General features: G+C 54.7%; 15 protein-coding genes and 1 pseudogene. 8 read left to right on the top strand and 8 right to left on the bottom strand.

Going from position 1 to position 17,167, the window contains the following annotated elements; all coding sequences use genetic code 11:
- Positions 1–8: 8 nt before the first annotated feature.
- From tssH to ACUTQ5_RS05880, 8 genes and pseudogenes are all read left to right on the top strand, one after another.
- Positions 9–2,672: a type VI secretion system ATPase TssH gene (tssH, locus tag ACUTQ5_RS05915; protein ID WP_445650478.1), complete on the top strand. Its 2,664-nt coding sequence runs from the start codon at positions 9–11 to the stop codon at positions 2,670–2,672.
- Between the two features lie 48 nt (positions 2,673–2,720).
- Complete coding sequence (locus ACUTQ5_RS05910) at positions 2,721–4,166, top strand: serine/threonine protein kinase (protein WP_445650477.1); 1,446 nt, start codon at positions 2,721–2,723, stop codon at positions 4,164–4,166.
- Between the two features lie 84 nt (positions 4,167–4,250).
- Positions 4,251–6,188 carry a type VI secretion system Vgr family protein gene (locus ACUTQ5_RS05905; RefSeq protein ID WP_445650476.1) on the top strand — a complete coding sequence of 646 codons (1,938 nt, stop codon included), beginning with the start codon at positions 4,251–4,253 and terminating at the stop codon, positions 6,186–6,188.
- 13 nt (positions 6,189–6,201) lie between these two features.
- Entirely contained in the window at positions 6,202–7,008 is an 807-nt protein-coding gene (locus tag ACUTQ5_RS05900) for a DcrB-related protein (RefSeq protein ID WP_445650475.1), read from the top strand.
- Between the two features lie 3 nt (positions 7,009–7,011).
- Positions 7,012–7,278, top strand: a pseudogene (locus ACUTQ5_RS05895) (hypothetical protein); the annotation flags it as partial.
- 19 nt (positions 7,279–7,297) lie between these two features.
- Positions 7,298–7,678, top strand: a complete 381-nt coding sequence (locus ACUTQ5_RS05890) for an immunity protein Tsi6 family protein (protein ID WP_445650474.1) — start codon at positions 7,298–7,300, stop codon at positions 7,676–7,678.
- Between the two features lie 615 nt (positions 7,679–8,293).
- Complete coding sequence (locus ACUTQ5_RS05885) at positions 8,294–8,776, top strand: Hcp family type VI secretion system effector (protein WP_012145741.1); 483 nt, start codon at positions 8,294–8,296, stop codon at positions 8,774–8,776.
- Positions 8,777–8,790: 14 nt separating this feature from the next.
- Complete coding sequence (locus tag ACUTQ5_RS05880; protein ID WP_445650473.1) at positions 8,791–9,702, top strand: hypothetical protein; 912 nt, start codon at positions 8,791–8,793, stop codon at positions 9,700–9,702.
- Between the two features lie 140 nt (positions 9,703–9,842).
- On the opposite strand, the gene kynA is transcribed toward ACUTQ5_RS05880, so the two are convergent.
- From kynA to ACUTQ5_RS05840, 8 genes are all read right to left on the bottom strand, one after another.
- Positions 9,843–10,685 carry a tryptophan 2,3-dioxygenase gene (gene kynA / locus ACUTQ5_RS05875; RefSeq protein WP_445650472.1) on the bottom strand — a complete coding sequence of 281 codons (843 nt, stop codon included), beginning with the start codon at positions 10,683–10,685 and terminating at the stop codon, positions 9,843–9,845.
- 197 nt (positions 10,686–10,882) lie between these two features.
- Entirely contained in the window at positions 10,883–11,398 is a 516-nt protein-coding gene (locus ACUTQ5_RS05870; protein WP_445650471.1) for a MaoC family dehydratase, read from the bottom strand.
- Positions 11,392–12,348 (bottom strand): ornithine cyclodeaminase family protein, encoded by a 957-nt coding sequence (locus tag ACUTQ5_RS05865; RefSeq protein ID WP_445650470.1) that lies wholly within the window; start codon positions 12,346–12,348, stop codon positions 11,392–11,394. Before ACUTQ5_RS05865 ends, ACUTQ5_RS05870 begins: the two co-directional genes overlap by 7 nt.
- Positions 12,345–13,346 carry a 4-hydroxy-2-oxovalerate aldolase gene (dmpG, locus tag ACUTQ5_RS05860; RefSeq protein ID WP_445650469.1) on the bottom strand — a complete coding sequence of 334 codons (1,002 nt, stop codon included), beginning with the start codon at positions 13,344–13,346 and terminating at the stop codon, positions 12,345–12,347. Before dmpG ends, ACUTQ5_RS05865 begins: the two co-directional genes overlap by 4 nt.
- Positions 13,330–14,217, bottom strand: a complete 888-nt coding sequence (locus ACUTQ5_RS05855; RefSeq protein ID WP_445650468.1) for an acetaldehyde dehydrogenase (acetylating) — start codon at positions 14,215–14,217, stop codon at positions 13,330–13,332. Before ACUTQ5_RS05855 ends, dmpG begins: the two co-directional genes overlap by 17 nt.
- The gene (locus ACUTQ5_RS05850; protein WP_445650467.1) at positions 14,214–15,077 is read right to left on the bottom strand and encodes an HpcH/HpaI aldolase/citrate lyase family protein; all 864 of its coding nucleotides are present in this window, start codon (positions 15,075–15,077) and stop codon (positions 14,214–14,216) included. The genes ACUTQ5_RS05855 and ACUTQ5_RS05850 overlap by 4 nt, the downstream gene beginning before the upstream one ends.
- Positions 15,074–16,297, bottom strand: a complete 1,224-nt coding sequence (locus tag ACUTQ5_RS05845; protein ID WP_445650466.1) for an 8-amino-7-oxononanoate synthase family protein — start codon at positions 16,295–16,297, stop codon at positions 15,074–15,076. The genes ACUTQ5_RS05850 and ACUTQ5_RS05845 overlap by 4 nt, the downstream gene beginning before the upstream one ends.
- Positions 16,297–17,151: a cupin-like domain-containing protein gene (locus tag ACUTQ5_RS05840; RefSeq protein ID WP_445650465.1), complete on the bottom strand. Its 855-nt coding sequence runs from the start codon at positions 17,149–17,151 to the stop codon at positions 16,297–16,299. The genes ACUTQ5_RS05845 and ACUTQ5_RS05840 overlap by 1 nt, the downstream gene beginning before the upstream one ends.
- Positions 17,152–17,167: the final 16 nt, after the last annotated feature.

The raw sequence follows: 17,167 nt of genomic DNA, 5'->3' as shown, positions 1-17,167 counted from the left end.
GGAAAACCATGTCTGAAATCAGCCGCTCGGTATTATTTGGCAAACTCGATAGCCTGTTATTCACCTCTCTGGAAAGTGCGACGGCGTTTTGCAAGCTGCGCGGTAACCCCTACGTTGAGCTGGCGCACTGGCTGCACCAACTGATGCAGGCACCGGAGGCTGACCTGCAACAGGTGATCCGCCACTTTGCACTGGATGAGGGGCAACTGGCCCGCGACATCGTCGAGGCACTCGATCGCCTGCCTCGCGGTGCCAGCGCAATTTCCGATCTGTCCGAACATATCGACAGCGCGGTGGAGCGGGCCTGGGTTTACGGCTCGCTGAAATTCGGTGCTGCGCAGATCCGTGGTGGCCATCTGCTGCTCGGCATCCTGAAAACCTACAGCCTGCGCCACCTGCTGAAAGCCATCTCCCCCCAGTTTGATCGCCTCAACGCCGATCTGCTGATGGAGCAATTTGCCACCATCACCGCCCACTCGGCGGAAAACAGCCTGATGCCGAGCGCCCAGTCAGACACCACGCCGACGCCAGCGCAGACTGGCGGCAGCGTGTTGGCGCAATATGCTCAGGACCTGACGGCCAAGGCGCGCAACGGCGAGATTGACCCGGTGACCGGGCGTGACGAAGAAATCCGCCAGATTGTCGATATTTTAATGCGTCGCCGCCAGAACAACCCACTACTGACCGGGGAGGCCGGGGTCGGCAAAACCGCCGTGGTCGAAGGCCTGGCGCTGCGTATCGTGGCCGGTGACGTGCCGCCACAGCTGCGCGACGTCCAGCTGTATCTGCTGGATATTGGCATGCTGCAGGCCGGGGCCGGGGTGAAGGGCGAGTTCGAAAAGCGCCTGCAGACGGTGATTGACGAAGTTCAATCCAGCCCCACCCCGATCATTTTGTTTATCGATGAAATCCATACGCTGATTGGCGCCGGTGGCGCACAAGGCACCGGTGACGCAGCCAACCTGTTGAAACCGGCGCTGGCACGCGGCCAATTACGCACCGTCGGGGCCACTACCTGGTCGGAATACAAGAAATACATTGAGAAAGATCCGGCGCTGACCCGCCGTTTCCAGGTGGTGCAGGTACATGAACCGAGCGAAGACAAAGCGCTGCTGATGCTGCGCAGCACCGTCAGTCCGCTGGAACAGCACCACCGCGTGCTGCTGCTCGATGAGGCGGTGGACGCCGCCGTGCGCCTGTCGCATCGCTACATCCCGGCACGCCAGTTGCCGGACAAAGCCGTGGCGCTGCTGGACACCGCCTGCGCCCGCGTGGCGGTCAGCCAACATGCCGAGCCGGCCCAGGTGGAAGACTGCCGCCACCGCATTGAAGCACTGCAGATTGAATTGGATATCGCCCGGCGAGAAGCCAAGGTCGGCATCGGCAATCCGCAGCGCCCACAGGATATTGAAGCTCAGTTGACGCTGTTGCAGCAACAACTGGAGCAGCTCACTGCCCGCTGGCAGGATGAGTTGGCGCTGATCCAACAGATTATCGACCTGCGCGCCCGGTTGCATCGGGAAGATATTGAGGCTGAGCCGACTGATGAGTCAACCGAGGAACCACAGCCCGAGCCCTCTGCCGATGAACTGCGCGCGCAATTGGCGCAGTTGCAGCAACAGCTTGGTGACCTGCAGGGCGAGGCCCCGCTGATTTTCGCCGCCGTCGATGCCAACGTGGTGGCCGCTGTGGTGTCCGACTGGACCGGCATCCCGCTGGGTCGCATGGTGAAAAACGAGATCGACGCGGTACTGCAATTGGCGGATACGCTGAACCAACGGGTTATCGGTCAACGGCATGCACTGGATCTGATCGCCCGCCGGGTACGCACCTCCCGCGCACGGCTGGACGATCCAAACAAGCCGGTCGGGGTTTTCCTGTTGGCAGGCCCTTCCGGCGTCGGGAAAACCGAAACCGCGCTGGCGCTGGCGGAAACGCTGTACGGCGGCGAGCAGAACGTGATTACCATCAACATGAGCGAGTTCCAGGAGTCGCATACCGTTTCTACCCTGAAAGGCGCCCCTCCCGGCTATGTGGGTTACGGCGAGGGCGGTGTATTGACCGAAGCGGTGCGCCGTCGCCCTTACAGCGTGGTGCTGCTGGACGAAATAGAAAAAGCCCATCCGGACGTGCATGAGATTTTCTTCCAGGTGTTCGACAAAGGCTGGATGGAAGACGGCGAAGGCCGCCACATCGATTTCCGCAACACCATCATTATTCTGACCTCTAACGTCGGTACCGATTTGATCGCCGGATTGTGCAGCGATGCGGACCTGATGCCGGAGCCGGAGGCACTGAGCGGTGCCCTGCGCGAACCGCTGCTGTCGGTATTCCCGGCGGCGCTGCTCGGCCGCTTGCTGGTCGTGCCTTACTACCCGCTGACCGACGCCACGCTGGGCAATATCGTGCGCCTGCAACTGGGCCGAGTGCAGCGCAGACTGGCGGAGAACCACGATATCGTCTGTACCTTCGACGATGCGGTGATCGAACAAATCGTCAGCCGCTGCACCGAGGTGGAGTCCGGCGGCCGCATGGTCGACGCTATTTTAACCAACACCCTGCTGCCGCAGATCAGCCACACCTTACTGACCGGCGGCGCCAACGATCAGCGCTATCGCCAACTGCATATCGCGCTGCAGCAAAACGAATTTATTTGTCAATTTCAGGCATAACGCCGCGGCCGCCGGTCTGGCGGCGATTGTTCACAGAGAGTCATCATTATGTCGGGAACCGGGGTAAGCAAACCGAATTCAAACAGCCTGCCAAACGGCTATAGATTTAATGAATTCGAGATCAAGGAAGCTATCGGCGAAGGCGGTTTCGGCATCGTCTACCGCGCGTACGATCATCAACTGGAACGCACCATTGCCATCAAAGAGTACATGCCGACCTCGCTGGCCATGCGTAATGACGATCTGAGCGTCGGGCTACGCGGCGAGCGTTTCAGCAAAACCTTCCAGGCCGGGTTAAACAGCTTTATTCAGGAAGCCCGCCTGTTGGCGCGTTTCTCTCACCCAGGGTTGCTGCACGTACTGCGCTTTTGGGAAGAGAACGGTACCGCCTACATGGGCACCCAGTTTTACAGCGGTACCACCCTGAAGAACCTGCAAGCGCAGCAACCGGAGAAAATCGACGAGGCCTGGATCCGCAGACTGTTGCCACCGCTGTTCAGCGCCATCAACACCATCCATCAGGAAGGTTACCTGCACCGCGATATTTCGCTGGATAACATTCAGATCCAGGAAAACCAGCTACCGGTGCTGCTGGACTTCGGCTCAGCGCGCAAAGAGATCGGCAACCTGTCCGACGAAACAGAAATCATGCTCAAACCGGGCTTCGCGCCGATTGAGCAATACACCGAGAACAGCGACGGTGAGCAAGGCCCCTGGACCGACATTTACGCTCTGGGTGCCGTGCTGCATACGCTGATCGTCGGTTCACCGCCGCCGGTCAGCGTGGTGCGCAGCATCGAGGACAGCTACCAACCGCTGACCGAGCGTCGCCCGGCGGGCTATTCACTGGAACTGCTGCGCACTATCGACCATGCGCTGGCGTTGAAACCGGAAGACCGGCCACAAACCATCGACGAAATGGCCGAACTGCTGCATCTGCCGATTGCCGATGAAAACGAAATCATCAGCACCCCAGCCGCCGCACCGGAAAATCTGCTGGTAGCCACCAATCCGGCCGCCGGTGCCGCAGCGGCAGGCACCGTGACCGCGCACGGCATGAAGCTGACACGCCCGATGATGGCAGGTGCAGGCGTGGCGGCTTTGCTGGTGATCGGCGTCATCGCCTGGCTAAGCGGGGCCGACAGTACCCCAGCCCCAATAGCGGCCAATACGCCAGAAAGTGCAGCGGTGGATAAACCCGTAACGCAGCCACCAAGCGCACCACAGACGGCGGCCGAACAGCCGCCTGCAGCCCAGACCACTCCGGCACCACCGCCGGTGGCACTGGTGTATTTCAAACTGCAACCCGGTGAGCAGGTCAGCCTGGACGGCAAACCCCAGCAGGTGACCCCAGGCGACAACGGCTTTGCCCGCCTGAATTTGGCACCGGGCAGCTATCAGCTGGAAATCCGCCATAACGATCAATTACGCCGTCAGCAGCTCAGCATCGAGAACGCCGGCACCTGGCTGGTCAACCCGGTTGCAGCAGGCTAAACCCCGCTTATCCGGCCCGTCACCGCGGGCCTTCACCGTATTTTCATGAGATTGACGCATGCGTCATTCACAGAGGACGTTCTCATGTTGGATCGTATTATTGCGCATACGCCACTGGGCCAGGAGTCATTGCTGTTTCGTTCGCTGGAGGGGACTGAAGCCCTTTCCACACCCTTCGATTTCGCCATCGAACTGCTGAGCAAAAACGCCCGCCTCGACCGCAAGGCGCTGTTGGGTCAACCCCTGACGCTGGAGATCCCGACCCAGGGTTTTCTTGGCCCACCCCGCTACCTGAACGGCAAGATCACGTCGATCGCCGTCAGCAGCGAAGAGATCGGCGGTACTCGCTATGCAGTGTATAACCTGCACGTGCAGCCGGATCTGTGGCCGATGACCAAGGACCGTAACTTCCGCATCTTCCAGGAACAGACGGTGCCACAGATCGTCAAAACTCTGCTGACCGAACATAATGTGCAACTGGAAGACCAGCTCACGGGCGACTACCGTCTGTGGGGCTACTGCGTGCAATACAACGAGAGCAGCTTCAACTTCGTCAGCAGGCTGATGGAACTGGAAGGGATCTATTACTATTTCAAACATGAGATGGGTAAGCACACTCTGGTATTGGGCGATGCGCCCCACCATCATCAGCCCTATCCCGGCTACGAGATGATCCCTTACCATCTGACGCCGTCTGGCGGCAGTACCAGTGAAGAAGGCATCAGCCAGTGGACCCTGTCCGATCACGTCACGCCGGGTATTTACAGCCTCGACGATTACGACTTCCGCAAACCCAATGCCTGGCTGTTCCAGGCCCGTCAGAACCCTGCCTCACCGACACCGGGCCAGATTGACGTTTACGACTGGCCGGGACGCTATACCGAGCATCAGCAGGGGGAATTCTACGCCCGTATCCGTCAGGAAGCCTGGCAGGCCGAGCATCAGCAGATTGAAGGCACCGCGACCGCATTGGGCATTGCCCCCGGCAGCACTTTCACGCTGTATAACGCCCCGCATATCGACGACAACCGGGAATACCTGACGCTGCAGGCTAAATATCAGCTGAGGGAAAACCGCTACGCCAGCGGCGACGATCAGCACAGCGAACACCGTATCGATTTCACCGTGCTGCCGGCGGATATCCCCTGGCACCCGGCGCAACGGGCAAGTTGGCCGAAAACTCACGGTCCGCAGACGGCAAAAGTGGTCGGCCCGGCCGGTGAGTCGATCTGGACCGACAAATACGGCCGCATCAAGGTGAAATTCCACTGGGATCGCTTCGGGCCCAAAGACGACGGCAGCTCCTGCTGGGTGCGCGTGTCCAGCGCCTGGGCCGGCCAGGGTTACGGCGGGGTACAGATCCCGCGCGTCAACGACGAAGTGGTGGTGGACTTTATCAATGGCGATCCGGACCGCCCGATCGTGACCGGCCGCGTGTATAACGACGCCAGCATGCCGCCCTGGGCGCTGCCGGCCGCCGCGACCCAAATGGGCTTTATGAGCCGCACCAAGGATGGCACCGCCGACAACGCCAACGCCCTGCGCTTTGAGGATAAAGCCGGTTCGGAACAGGTGTGGATCCAGGCGGAACGCAACATGGACACCCAGGTAAAGAACGATGAAAGCCATAGCATCGATAAGAACCATACTCATTTCGTTGGTGCTAATGAGGAACAGCGGGTTATCGAAGACCAGACTATTGCAGTTAAAGGCCACTCAACCATGCTGACTGAGCATACGCGTACAGATAATGTTGTCGGCGCATTAGTTATTGGTTCTGGTACATCGATTCGTCTTGAATGTGGCAAAAGTGTGTTGGAACTGACCAAAGATGGCGACATTAATATTACCGGTGTTAATTTTAATATTACCGTTGACCAATCTGGCGAAATTAACACATCCAGCGGTAAGCTAAATCTCAACCCTTCGAGTGGCCAGAAGAAAACCGATGCGCCAGGCGACAAACATCAAAAAACAATACAAAGTCAAATAGACAGTTTTTTCTCGCAGGAAGAAAAGTAATACAGGATATTGAATGAGTCATTATTTAACGCAAGAAGCCAGCTTCGAACTGCCCGACGCATTTAAAGACCGGACAATGAACATTTTCACACTCAGCGAAAACAACGCCAGTGAATTTACCTTTGTTGTTTCACGTGCTAATGCAACCGTAGAGGATACGCTGCAAAAAGTTGCTGCGCGGTTGACTCAGGATCTTCAGACCACTGTTCAAGGGGTCGAGTTGATATCCTCATCTCATGGGGATATCAATCACCAGCCATCCATAGAGCTTTTTTACCGATTCAAGTCTGCAGAAGCACTAATCTGGCAAAAGCAGAATATCGTTCTGCTGAAAGATGAGCTACAAGGCAGAAAAATAGTTTGTTTTATTGGCACCTGTCAAAATAGCTTCAATGATTACTATGACAGACAGTATAAAGGGATTATTGCCAGTATTGTTTTCAATGAAAAAGAGGATGACACTCATGTTCCCGTCATGCTTGCGACCGACTCCATTGGCAATTTTTTTGTATTTGACACCGACAGTAAAGAACTTTCCGTATTCACGGCTATCAGCGAACTTTATCAACATATCGACCTGAAAAGGGCATTAAACGGCAGCTACCTGTTTTACCACTCACTGGGTGAGCCGTTGCATATTGCCCCTGTAGTTACCAACAGTTCCGCTGAGTTTACTCGTTATGCACTGTGGACATCCTCTCTCGAGAGCAACCAGCATCTTTCATCGATACTGTTGCTTTGCCGCTCTGTTAATGGGCCACAAGAACTAAACAATCCCGGGCAAATTGCGGAGTATCTTCGGACCGCCAGGGAGTCCTAGCCCATGAGTGAACTTGGTGCAGCACGAGAGCTGGATGAAATAGCCCATACGGCCTCCCAGGGCTGGATGATCGCCGGGTTGATTGGTGGCGCGATTGTCGGTGCCGCACTCATCGCCGTTACTGGTGGCACGGCTGCGGTCGCTGTCGCCGCCGTAGTGGCAGGCGCTTCTGCCGGAGGCGGGCTTGGTGAAGTGCTGGGCAGCATGTCCTGGGCACCTCGCCATGTTACCGGGGTACTTGCCGATGGCTCGCCGAATGTCTACATCAATGATACGTGGGTTCTAAAAAATGATTAATGACACGGCTATTGATTACATAAATAGAGCATTGGCTTTAGCGAGGGTTCGTCATGCTGAAATTTTAGCTGCCAAAAACAATGGCGGTTTAGAACCTATGTATAACTCTATAGTTCAACAGCTAATTTACTTGAAAAACGTTGTAACGGGACAAGAAAAGGACAAAAGTAAACTTAAAGAATTCACAATGGGTTTATATGCGGCAAAAGAATTTGAAGCATCCGATCCTGTGTTTGCCGATCGAATTTTTAGCGCATCTTTCATAGCGCACCAAATAAGAAAGGGATTGAAAATAAAACTACCACATGAAGTGGAATCTGATTACTACGAAAGGCAGAAAAAACTAAGGAATGAACACCCTAATGATTTTTAGGGTTAATATTAGCCAGTAACTGATAACACAAATAATGCATAAAGCAACCATTAACTATTTAAACGAGGCTTTGTTGATTCTCAAGTAAAGACAGACCAAAATTGAGAATGGAATATGCCCCTTTAAAGCCCAATTTGCCTACATCTGGAGAAGAGCAGAATAGCAAACCAGAATGGCTCAATACACCTCCCTGATTAATTCCAGATTTAGGTAGGTTGGTTATTTAGAAAAGCAAGATCATATAAATACACAATTAATATAACCAAGTGAACACTCCATCCTTTTCTTAATATCCAAACACATCATAAAAATAGATAACCACCCTATCTCATCAATAACTGTTTGATAAAAATCGCTCATTAATTTATTCATAAATTTAAAAACCTGTGATAGTGCGACTTCTCTGCGCTGCACAACCAAGCTCACCCTAAAAACCAAAGGAGAGATACCCACCTATAGCCGTTGCAATCACCATTAATATTTAGTTCAAACTTAATTCCGGGTATGTTGGCAATATGCTGCCAACTGCCCAGAAGCACCACCTCACTTATTGGCCTTGATGGATATAAATCCGCTTCGCCAATGCAAATTAATCAATTTCATATAGGTATCAAAATGGCAATTGACTCATTTCTGAAGGTTGACGGGGTTACTGGTGAATCTAATGATTCTAATCACAAAAATTGGACTGATATTCTGTCATTCAACTGGGGGGCGACCCAGTCAGGCAATATGGCCGTAGGCGGTGGCGGCGGGACAGGGAAAGTAAATTTCAAGGATTTGGAGGTGCAGGCACTTATCGATAAATCTACACCGGCCATTCTGAAGTTTTGCTCCAGCGGTAAACATGTAACCAAAGTTGAACTTTCTATCTGCAAGGCCGGGGGGACCCAGGTCGAATATACCAGGATCGTGCTGGAAGATGTCCTGGTCAGTATGGCGGACTTTACCGGTGTTGGGCACACCGACAATATCCTGGTTAAATATCGCTTCCAGGCTTCCAAGGTCAACCTGCATTACTGGGAGCAAAGCGCCAGCGGAACCAAAGGTGCAGAAACCAAAGCCGGTTGGGATATTAAACAGAATAAAGAGATTTAAACGAGGGCAGCACTATGGCAGACCCAACGCTGGCGATAGACAATCTGCTCAACGACCTCTCGGTATACAATGCTGACGAGCTGCGGATAATTATCGCCTTTGTTAATGAGCTGGATAATACAGCGCTCAACCAGTATGAGAATGACTCCGAACGGGCAATCATGTCCAGTTTCGAACGATTGCGCCAGAGCAGTGATGCTCAGCGCAATGGTGGAGAAGATAACACCAACGAGATGGAAATGGGGCTATTAAATCATGGCAACAATACCACTCTGCAAGAAAACTCTGGTTTCTTCCAAAAATATAAAACCTCGTTGCGGGGTTATGGAGGCAACGTCTATAACGACAGGCAAAAGAGTAACTATGATTATGCCGCCAAGGCAATAGGTGCCGTCGGTGCATTATCGGGCGCGGGGGCTACCTATGCAGCGATCGCCGCCGCTCAGGCAGCAGACACGCTGATGACCAATATCTATATCCGGTATGCCATGACGACGATCGGCGCGACCGGCATCGTCAGTGCCGGCCTGTTAATGCTCAGAAACACCTTGTCCGAGCGTCAGCAGACGGATAATAAAGACTTGCTGGAAGCCACCAAAAGAACGGCCAAGGCGAGGATCAAGCTGATTGAGTTCGTTAACGAAACGCGGATAAAAATCATCAAGGATGAAGAAAAATGCCGCAGTAATGCCGAGCTCTATATGGGCCGGCGTTATACGGACCAGGCCAGGGGCAGAGCGGATCCGAATCTGGATCGCATCGAAACTCTGTTATTTACCACCCTGAACGAACGATCCGCGCCGTTACAAGCCAAAATCCTGTTAACCAGCGAGCAGCAGTATGTCTCGGTAATCAGCGATAGCGGCACGACGGATATTTCAAAGGCGCATATGAAGTTAATGTATGAAATCGCCAGTACCTTCTAGCAGATAATATAGGGAACTGAACCCGGTATTCGCCGGGTTCAGCCCCTTTTCTCTCCCTGACGCCTCAGCATTTCCCTTCCCTGCACCGCAAACTCAGCCTTTTTTCACCGTTTGGTAAATATCCAGGTCAAAGATACCGTTCAGGCACCGATCTCGGTTCGCACATCCAGCAGTTCCGGGAAAAAGGTCAATTCCAGCGCCTTTTTCAGGAAGTTGACGCCGCTGGAACCGCCGGTGCCAGTTTTAAAGCCTATAATCCGCTCCACCGTTTTCATATGGCGGAAACGCCACAGGTGGAAGTTCTCCTCGATATCCACCAGCTTCTCGGCCATTTCATAGGCTTCCCAATACTTTTGCGGGTGGTCGTAGATCTCTTTAAACGCCGGTAGCAGGTTCGGGTTACGCTGGTAAGGCTGGGTCCAGTCACGTTCAATGCACTCCTGCGGAATGGGCAGGCCATAGCGTGACAGATAGAGCAGGTATTCATCGTACAAACTCGGTGCCTCGAGGATCGCCTTCAGCGCGGCGTGTTTATCTGCATCGTTGCTGAACACTGCCAGCATGGCGGCATTCTTGTTGCCCAGCAAAAACTCAATCGAGCGATACTGATGGGATTGGAAGCCCGATGAGTTGCCCAGCACGTCACGGAACTCAACGTATTCCGACGGTGTCAGGGTTTCCAGCACCGCCCATTGCTCAAACAGTATACGTTGGATCTGCTTGACCCGGGCCAGGATTTTGAAGCAGTGGCTGAGTTTGTCCTGCTGTACCAGCATCCGCGCCGCCTGCAGCTCATGTAGCATTAACTTCATCCACAGTTCAGAGGTCTGGTGCTGCACCACAAACAGCATCTCATCATGATGCTGCGGGTTGGACAACGGATGTTGGCAGTCCAGCAGTTGGTCCAGGCACAGATAGTCACCGTAGCTCATGCGTTTGGAAAAGTCGGTGACAATCGCGCTTTCTAATTCCCGTTTGTTCATCTGTTCTCTCCGCTGCGCTCACGACCGGAAGCGGTGTGTAGCGTGCTGCAAACAGAAAACATAGTACAGAACCCCCAGCCCTGAAGGACTATCAAGCAGAGTTGCCACGCAGATCTCAGGCTGGGTAACAACGCTTTCATTCAATGGTTTTTTCTGCTCATCCCCGCTGCGGTGCTCAACGGGAATGAGCCAGGCATTTATTCCTGCGCGGATGAAGATTTGGCGGCAATATAATCCCGCCGCATAACCATAAACGACCGCTCAAAAGTAATCACCGTCTCACCGGTGGATTTGATACCCAGGGTTTCTACCGTGACAATGCCTTTATTCGGCTGGGATTTTGAAGGACGTTTTGCCAGGATTTTACTGGTGGCATACAGCGTATCGCCGACAAAAAGCGGATCTTTCAAACGCACTTTTTCCCACCCCAGATTAGCCACGGCTCGGGCAGACAAAGCTTGCACGGTCATGCCGCTAACCAACGCCAGGGTAATGCTGCTGTTCACCAATACGCGGCCATATTCAACCTGAGCGCCGTAGGCCTGATCGAAATGCAACGGGTGCTGGTTCATGGTCAGCAAGGTTAGCCAGGTGTTGTCGGCTTCGGAAAGCGTGCGCCCCGGCCAGTGTTTGATGGTCATGCCGGGCTCGAAGTCCTCGTAGTCGCCACCGTGTTCTTCAACGTACTCATTTTCGCCAACTCGTCTTAGCATGGTTTCTTCTCTGTGGATGGATAGAGTGCGATCGCGGCGGCCGTGTCTTCAATCGCCAGCCCCACACTGCGAAACAAGGTTGTCTGCCCTTCACCCGCTGCAGACTCGCCAAGAATGACGGCGCCAAGTTCATTAAGATCTTCAGGCTGGAGGTAACCCTGCGTAAGGGCGCCTCGAACCTCTCCTGCGTCCTCCCTGGCAGCAGCGGCGGTTTCCACCACCACAAACGCCGTTTTCAGCAAGGCCGGATCAACCTCAATAGCCTCTTCATGGGTGCCGCCGATAATATTCAGATGCGCCCCCGGCGTTACCCAACCGGCCTCAATCAAGGGTTTGGAAGATGAGGTTGAGGTGGTGGTGCAGATGATATCCGCCCCCCGCACGGCTTCGAACACGCTCTGGCAAATGGCAATCTCTGCCGTCGTCACCGTTCGCGCCCACTGCACGAACAGATCGGTCCGGGCTGGCGTACGGGAAAAAATTCGCACCTTGTGGATCGGGCGTACGGCAAGCATTGCCAGCAGCACTGCCCGGGCCTGTACCCCAGCGCCCAGAATGGCCAGGTTCCCGGCATCGGCATTAGCACACAGATCGGTTGCCAAACCGGCCACTGCGCCGGTGCGTACTGCCGTTAGGCTTGCACCATCAAGTAATGCCAGCATCTGACCGGTATTGATGTCGGTCAGCACCACCACGCCGTGGATCAGCGGCAGCCCTTGGGCGGAGTTACCCGGCGTGAGCGTGGTGATTTTGACGCTGGCGACACCGCGTTTCAGCCAGCTGGCCGGGCTGACCAGCATCTCTGAACGGCCATGATCCAGTAAGGTGCGCGGCGGCGATTGTTCTTTACCGCTGCGTAAATCCTGGAACACGTCACTTAGGGTCGTCATCACCTGTCGCAGACGATCACCTCCTGCCATTTCAGCGGCGTCGATGATTGGCAGGGTCATGAAGCGGCCCTCTTCAGCTCGGCGACGACCTCAACAATCAGGTCTTCCTGCCCGGCAATAATTTGTCGCCGTCCCAGTTCGAAGAAAACATCGCGCGCATCCACTCCAGCGTTGCAGGCATGGTTTAGCACCGGGTTTTTGAAACCGGAAAAAACGCCGGCCAGACCGCTGACGATGCCCAGAGAGTCGATCATTGGCGGAACCACCATTAACTCTCTGGCGGCGAGATCGGCGGCATCAAGAAAATGATAGAGATCGATGCCGGTGTTGAAACCCAGACGCTCCAATACCGGGATCAGCACTTCCAGTTGGGTATTGCCCGCCCCGGCACCGAACCCACGAGCGCAGCCGTCAATAATACCGGCGCCTGCCTGAACGGCGGCCAGTGAATTCGCCACCGCCATACCCAGGTTGTTATGTGCGTGGAAAATCAGCGGTACCTCTACCTGCATGCGCATGGCAGTAATACGTGCGGTGACATCCTGCGGCAAGAGACTGCCGGCCGAATCCATAATGCCGACCGCCTGCGCGCCGTAACCCACCAATAACTCGGCCTGGTCAGCCAACTCGGCCGGGGTGGCCATATGGCTCATCATCAGCACCGCATGAGCCTCCGCGCCCTGCTCCCGCAGCCAGCCCAGATGGCGTTCGGCCAGCGTAGCCTCGGTACAATGGGTACCAATGCGCACTACATCCGTGCCGTAAGCCAGAGCTTTGGACAAGTCGGCGATGGTGCCCCAACCGGGCAACATGAATACCCCCATCTTGCTGTTTTGCAAAGACTCGCGCACGGTGGTCAGCATCTCTTCGTCACTCAATGCCGCACGCCCCACCTGATAGGAGGAAGCTCCCAGCCCGTTACCGTGGCCGACTTCAACTATCGCAACGCCGGTTTTGTCTGCCGCAGTGGCGTAGTTTCGCAACTGTACCGCGGTGAGTTGGTGCTTGACCGCATGCTGGCCATCGCGCAGGGTTGAATCGTTAATGAGAATAGTCATTGGCCACCTCCGCTTTATTTCGATAGTACGCATACTGTTCGGCGACCAGAATGGCAGCGGAATTAATCAGGTCCAGGTTGCCTGCATATACAGGCATGACCTTGCTGCTGGCAGTCACCTCCAGCGAGATTGACGCTCGCCCTTCGTTCACTTTGAGTGCCGTTAACCTATAGCCCGCCGAAAACTCCCGCACCGCCGCCGCCGCCGCAGTGACCACCGGGGTTATCTGTTCTGCCGTCACGCCGGGGATATCAGCAAAAATAGTGACTCTGAACATGGCTGGCGGCGTTGCCGGACTGATATTTAGGATCGCCTTGGTATTTGCCACGCCAGTGAAAGCGCTCAGCGCAATCTGGGTGGTTTCTACGTATTCATCGATGTTGACTCGTGTCGCTCGCCCCAAAATATTGCTGGCTACGGTCGCCACCACCTCGATGTCGTTCATTTGGAAATGTCGGCTCAGGGCATGCAGGATGGGGATCGATGCCTGCCCACCGCAACTAATCAAACTGACATTGCGATCGGTCAGGGCTTCGGTACCGGTGACCGTGGGGACGATCATTTTCCCCAGGTGGCTGGGGGTCAGGTCAATCAGCAACGTCCCCAGCGGGCGTAGCAGCTCCCAGTGTTTGACATGTGACATGGCATTGGTGGCATCGAACACCACATCGAATGGCTTGGGGGCAGCCAAAATGGCGTCGATACCGCCAGCGCTGATCGGGCAGCCCAACTGAGTGGCGACAGCCAAACCGGCTGAATCCTTGTTGCGCCCTGCCACCAGCCCACAATGCAGCCAGGATGAGCGATATATTTTATTGACCAGATCCATACCTATGGCGCCGGTCCCTATTACGGCAACGGAGAGCGTCATGAGTTGCTCCTGTTAAAACGCGCAGCCCAGGCCTGGCCTAATCCCAGGGTGGTATGGGCCATGCGGGCGAAAGGTGGCCCCACCATATGACCATCCAGCAAGGCAATGCCCCCTTGCGCAGCCTTGACCGCCTCGGTGATGCGGCGCGCCGCCAATAACGCGCCCTCGTTAGGCCGTAACGCTGAATTGATAGGCTCAAGTTCACTGGGGTGAACGGTAGCTTTGCCATGGAAGCCCAGATCCCTGATGTTCTGGATTTCGTTAGCCAGCACCTCTGGTTCAGAAAGACGATAGTTGGCGGTATCAATGCAACCAATGCCGTGTCTGGCACTGGCCAGAACCATCGCCTGACGTGCCGCCAGCATCCCCGACCAGGTGATGGGCACGCCCAGCGTGGCCGCCAGATCCGCAGAGCCAAAAATCAGGCCATCAGCTACGGCCGCGACGGCATCGAGATCGGTAATGGCTTCAACGGTCTCTATCGTCAGATAAATCTCCGGATATTTGCCCGCAGAAGCAAAAGTCTCACGCAGAAAAACCACCTCTGCTGGTGACCTGACCATCGACATGACGATAAACCCCGGCGCGGTGTCGCCGCCACAAAGCATCACCAGGTCATGCAGCGCATCAACCGTACCCAGCGCGTTGATGCGCACGGCAATATTCGCCGACGGAGGGGCATTATCAAGCGCGGTGCGGCAGATGATCCGCCCTTGTGCCTTCGACGGGCCGGGAACCGAGTCTTCCAGATCGATCAGGTGGACATCGGCGTCATAAGTCAGCGCCTTGACGACCCGGTTGAGTGACAAGGCAGGCGTATACAGAATGCTGCGCGGAATGGCGCGTGTGTTAACCGTCATTGGGGAGCCCTTACTTCAGCCAGTATTTTGCACAAACGGCGAATTTGATCTTCTGTTTGCCCGGCACGCATCATGACCCGCAGACCGGCAGTGCCTTTGGCGACGATCGGGAAGAATACCGGTGAGACATAAAAACCGGCTTCAATCACCTGGCGCCCTTCGCTGATCACCGTCTCATCGCTCATCGGCACCAATCGGATCGGGTAAGTATTGCCGCTCTGCTCGGTCGGGATTAGGGAGTCGAACAGCGCGATGTTGTCGTACAATTTCTTTTGCAGCATCGGTAGCTCTGCCGTGCGGTGAATTTCAGCAGAGGCCAGACTGGCACCGATGGCCGCGGTGTTCAGATTTTGCGAATAGTTAAGCCCGCCGCCAAAGCGCTCGACCAGGCGCAACATCGGTTGTGAATAGCCGTTGAGCAGTATTGCTGCCCCACTGGTGCCGAAAGCCTTGTTGAGCGTGACCACCATAACGGTGTTCTCATTCAGAGCCGGGCTGTGTGAGCGAACGTAACCGATCCCACGTTCGCCATAGGCGGAAATAGAATGTGAATCATCGTAGAACACCATCAGGCCGTATTTGTCCTGCAGTTCGGCCAACTCTTTAACCGGCGCATAGCCGCCCAGGCTATCGCTGCCGTCAACCACGTAGCAAACCCGCTGGTATTTCTTGCAGCAGTCCTTGATGAACTCCAGATCGTGGTAATTGCTGGTGACAACCTCGGTTTCATCGGCACAGGCGGGTTTTGCCGCCGCCAACGACACATGAGCATGTTTATCGAAGATCATTAACGGCCGAACACCGTTACCCAAATGCCCCGAGGCGATCAGCGGCAACAGTCCCCCACTGATGCTGCTGGCCGACACGCCGCTGAGAACATCGGCCTGGAACAGTTCACCGAGCGATGCCTCCAGCTCTTTCAACACCGGAAGCTGGACCCGGCTACGGGCGATACAGTGATCCAGCACGCCGTAGCGACGTACCGCGTCGATAGCCCCTTCTATCACCCTGGGATGGGAGTCCAGATTCAGGTAAGAACAGCAGCTAAAATTGACAAATTGATGACCACCCGGGGTGGACAGCAGATCGTTTTCGAGTCCGGCGACGATCCCTGCGAGTCCGTTTTGTTCTGACATATCCCAGAAGGGATTACCAATACCGATAGCTTTGTCGTTGTTGCGATATTGGTTGGTTGGCATGATCTTCTTGCGGCTGGTCATCAAATTCCTTCCTTCTTGGCAGGTTCGGGTTGATAGTTATAAATGCCTTTGAATTTACGGTAGGCGGCCGTGTAGAGTGCGGAATACAAAACATAAGGCCTGCGCAGGATTTTCAGATCCCACAACCAAAAGTTAACGTTGATATTCAGGTCGTCTAACGATTCGGCCTGATGCCACCAGCCCAGTGGCAAATACAGCATTTCACCGGGCTCCAGAATAAAATCGCGGCGCTGCGGGGATTTCGCTGCCAGCCGTGGAAAACGCTGTGGGTCAATATTGTTAAAATCGAAGGCCTGCGATTTGTCGCCAAATCCCTTTAGGATAGATCGCGGGTAATAATCGCGTCGGCCGGGCGGATAAAGGATGAATCGTTTTCTTCCCTGCAGGGCGATATTAAAGTTTTCGAGTTCATCGAAGTGACTTTGGGTAAATACACCGTGGTAACTTATCCATAAATTGGCCGCATTCAGACCACGACGAGAAGCCAGTAGCGAAAATGCATCGAAACCGAGAAGAGTATTGATGTCTTCTGGCCGGTGCATAATATTGGAAACCACTCGGTACCAGGTGCTGTTGTCTCGTCGGTATTCTTCATTTTCCAAAAAGCCACGGAGTTGAATTTTCGTGGTCTGCCATCGCTCGGTATTTTCCTTATTACTCGCCTCCCGGAATAATGTGACATTGTCATCACCTAACCGTTGAGCAATAAGGTCATTAGCGCTATTGCTGGTATCAAGCGGTAAATCAGTAATAATCACAGGAACGTCGGCTCGGAAAATAGCCTCCACTCCCATAGCGACAAATTCATTAAAGCTAATACGTGGAACGGGAATACCCGTGGTTAACTGGTTCACGATGGCCGTTTTCCTG

Source organism: Serratia sp. NA_112.1 (genome assembly GCF_052691715.1).
The sequence above is the reverse complement of the archived record's forward strand: the minus strand, read 5'-3'. Positions and strand labels throughout refer to the sequence as shown.

Excerpts from the sequence above, each read along its gene's own strand:
- tssH (WP_445650478.1), top strand. The coding sequence starts at position 9 with ATGTCTGAAATCAGCCGCTCGGTATTATTTGGCAAACTCGATAGCCTG.
- ACUTQ5_RS05910 (WP_445650477.1), top strand. The coding sequence starts at position 2,721 with ATGTCGGGAACCGGGGTAAGCAAACCGAATTCAAACAGCCTGCCAAAC.
- ACUTQ5_RS05905 (WP_445650476.1), top strand. The coding sequence starts at position 4,251 with ATGTTGGATCGTATTATTGCGCATACGCCACTGGGCCAGGAGTCATTG.
- ACUTQ5_RS05900 (WP_445650475.1), top strand. The coding sequence starts at position 6,202 with ATGAGTCATTATTTAACGCAAGAAGCCAGCTTCGAACTGCCCGACGCA.
- ACUTQ5_RS05890 (WP_445650474.1), top strand. The coding sequence starts at position 7,298 with ATGATTAATGACACGGCTATTGATTACATAAATAGAGCATTGGCTTTA.
- ACUTQ5_RS05885 (WP_012145741.1), top strand. The coding sequence starts at position 8,294 with ATGGCAATTGACTCATTTCTGAAGGTTGACGGGGTTACTGGTGAATCT.
- ACUTQ5_RS05880 (WP_445650473.1), top strand. The coding sequence starts at position 8,791 with ATGGCAGACCCAACGCTGGCGATAGACAATCTGCTCAACGACCTCTCG.
- kynA (WP_445650472.1), bottom strand. The coding sequence starts at position 10,685 with ATGAACAAACGGGAATTAGAAAGCGCGATTGTCACCGACTTTTCCAAA.
- ACUTQ5_RS05870 (WP_445650471.1), bottom strand. The coding sequence starts at position 11,398 with ATGCTAAGACGAGTTGGCGAAAATGAGTACGTTGAAGAACACGGTGGC.
- ACUTQ5_RS05865 (WP_445650470.1), bottom strand. The coding sequence starts at position 12,348 with ATGACCCTGCCAATCATCGACGCCGCTGAAATGGCAGGAGGTGATCGT.
- dmpG (WP_445650469.1), bottom strand. The coding sequence starts at position 13,346 with ATGACTATTCTCATTAACGATTCAACCCTGCGCGATGGCCAGCATGCG.
- ACUTQ5_RS05855 (WP_445650468.1), bottom strand. The coding sequence starts at position 14,217 with ATGACGCTCTCCGTTGCCGTAATAGGGACCGGCGCCATAGGTATGGAT.
- ACUTQ5_RS05850 (WP_445650467.1), bottom strand. The coding sequence starts at position 15,077 with ATGACGGTTAACACACGCGCCATTCCGCGCAGCATTCTGTATACGCCT.
- ACUTQ5_RS05845 (WP_445650466.1), bottom strand. The coding sequence starts at position 16,297 with ATGACCAGCCGCAAGAAGATCATGCCAACCAACCAATATCGCAACAAC.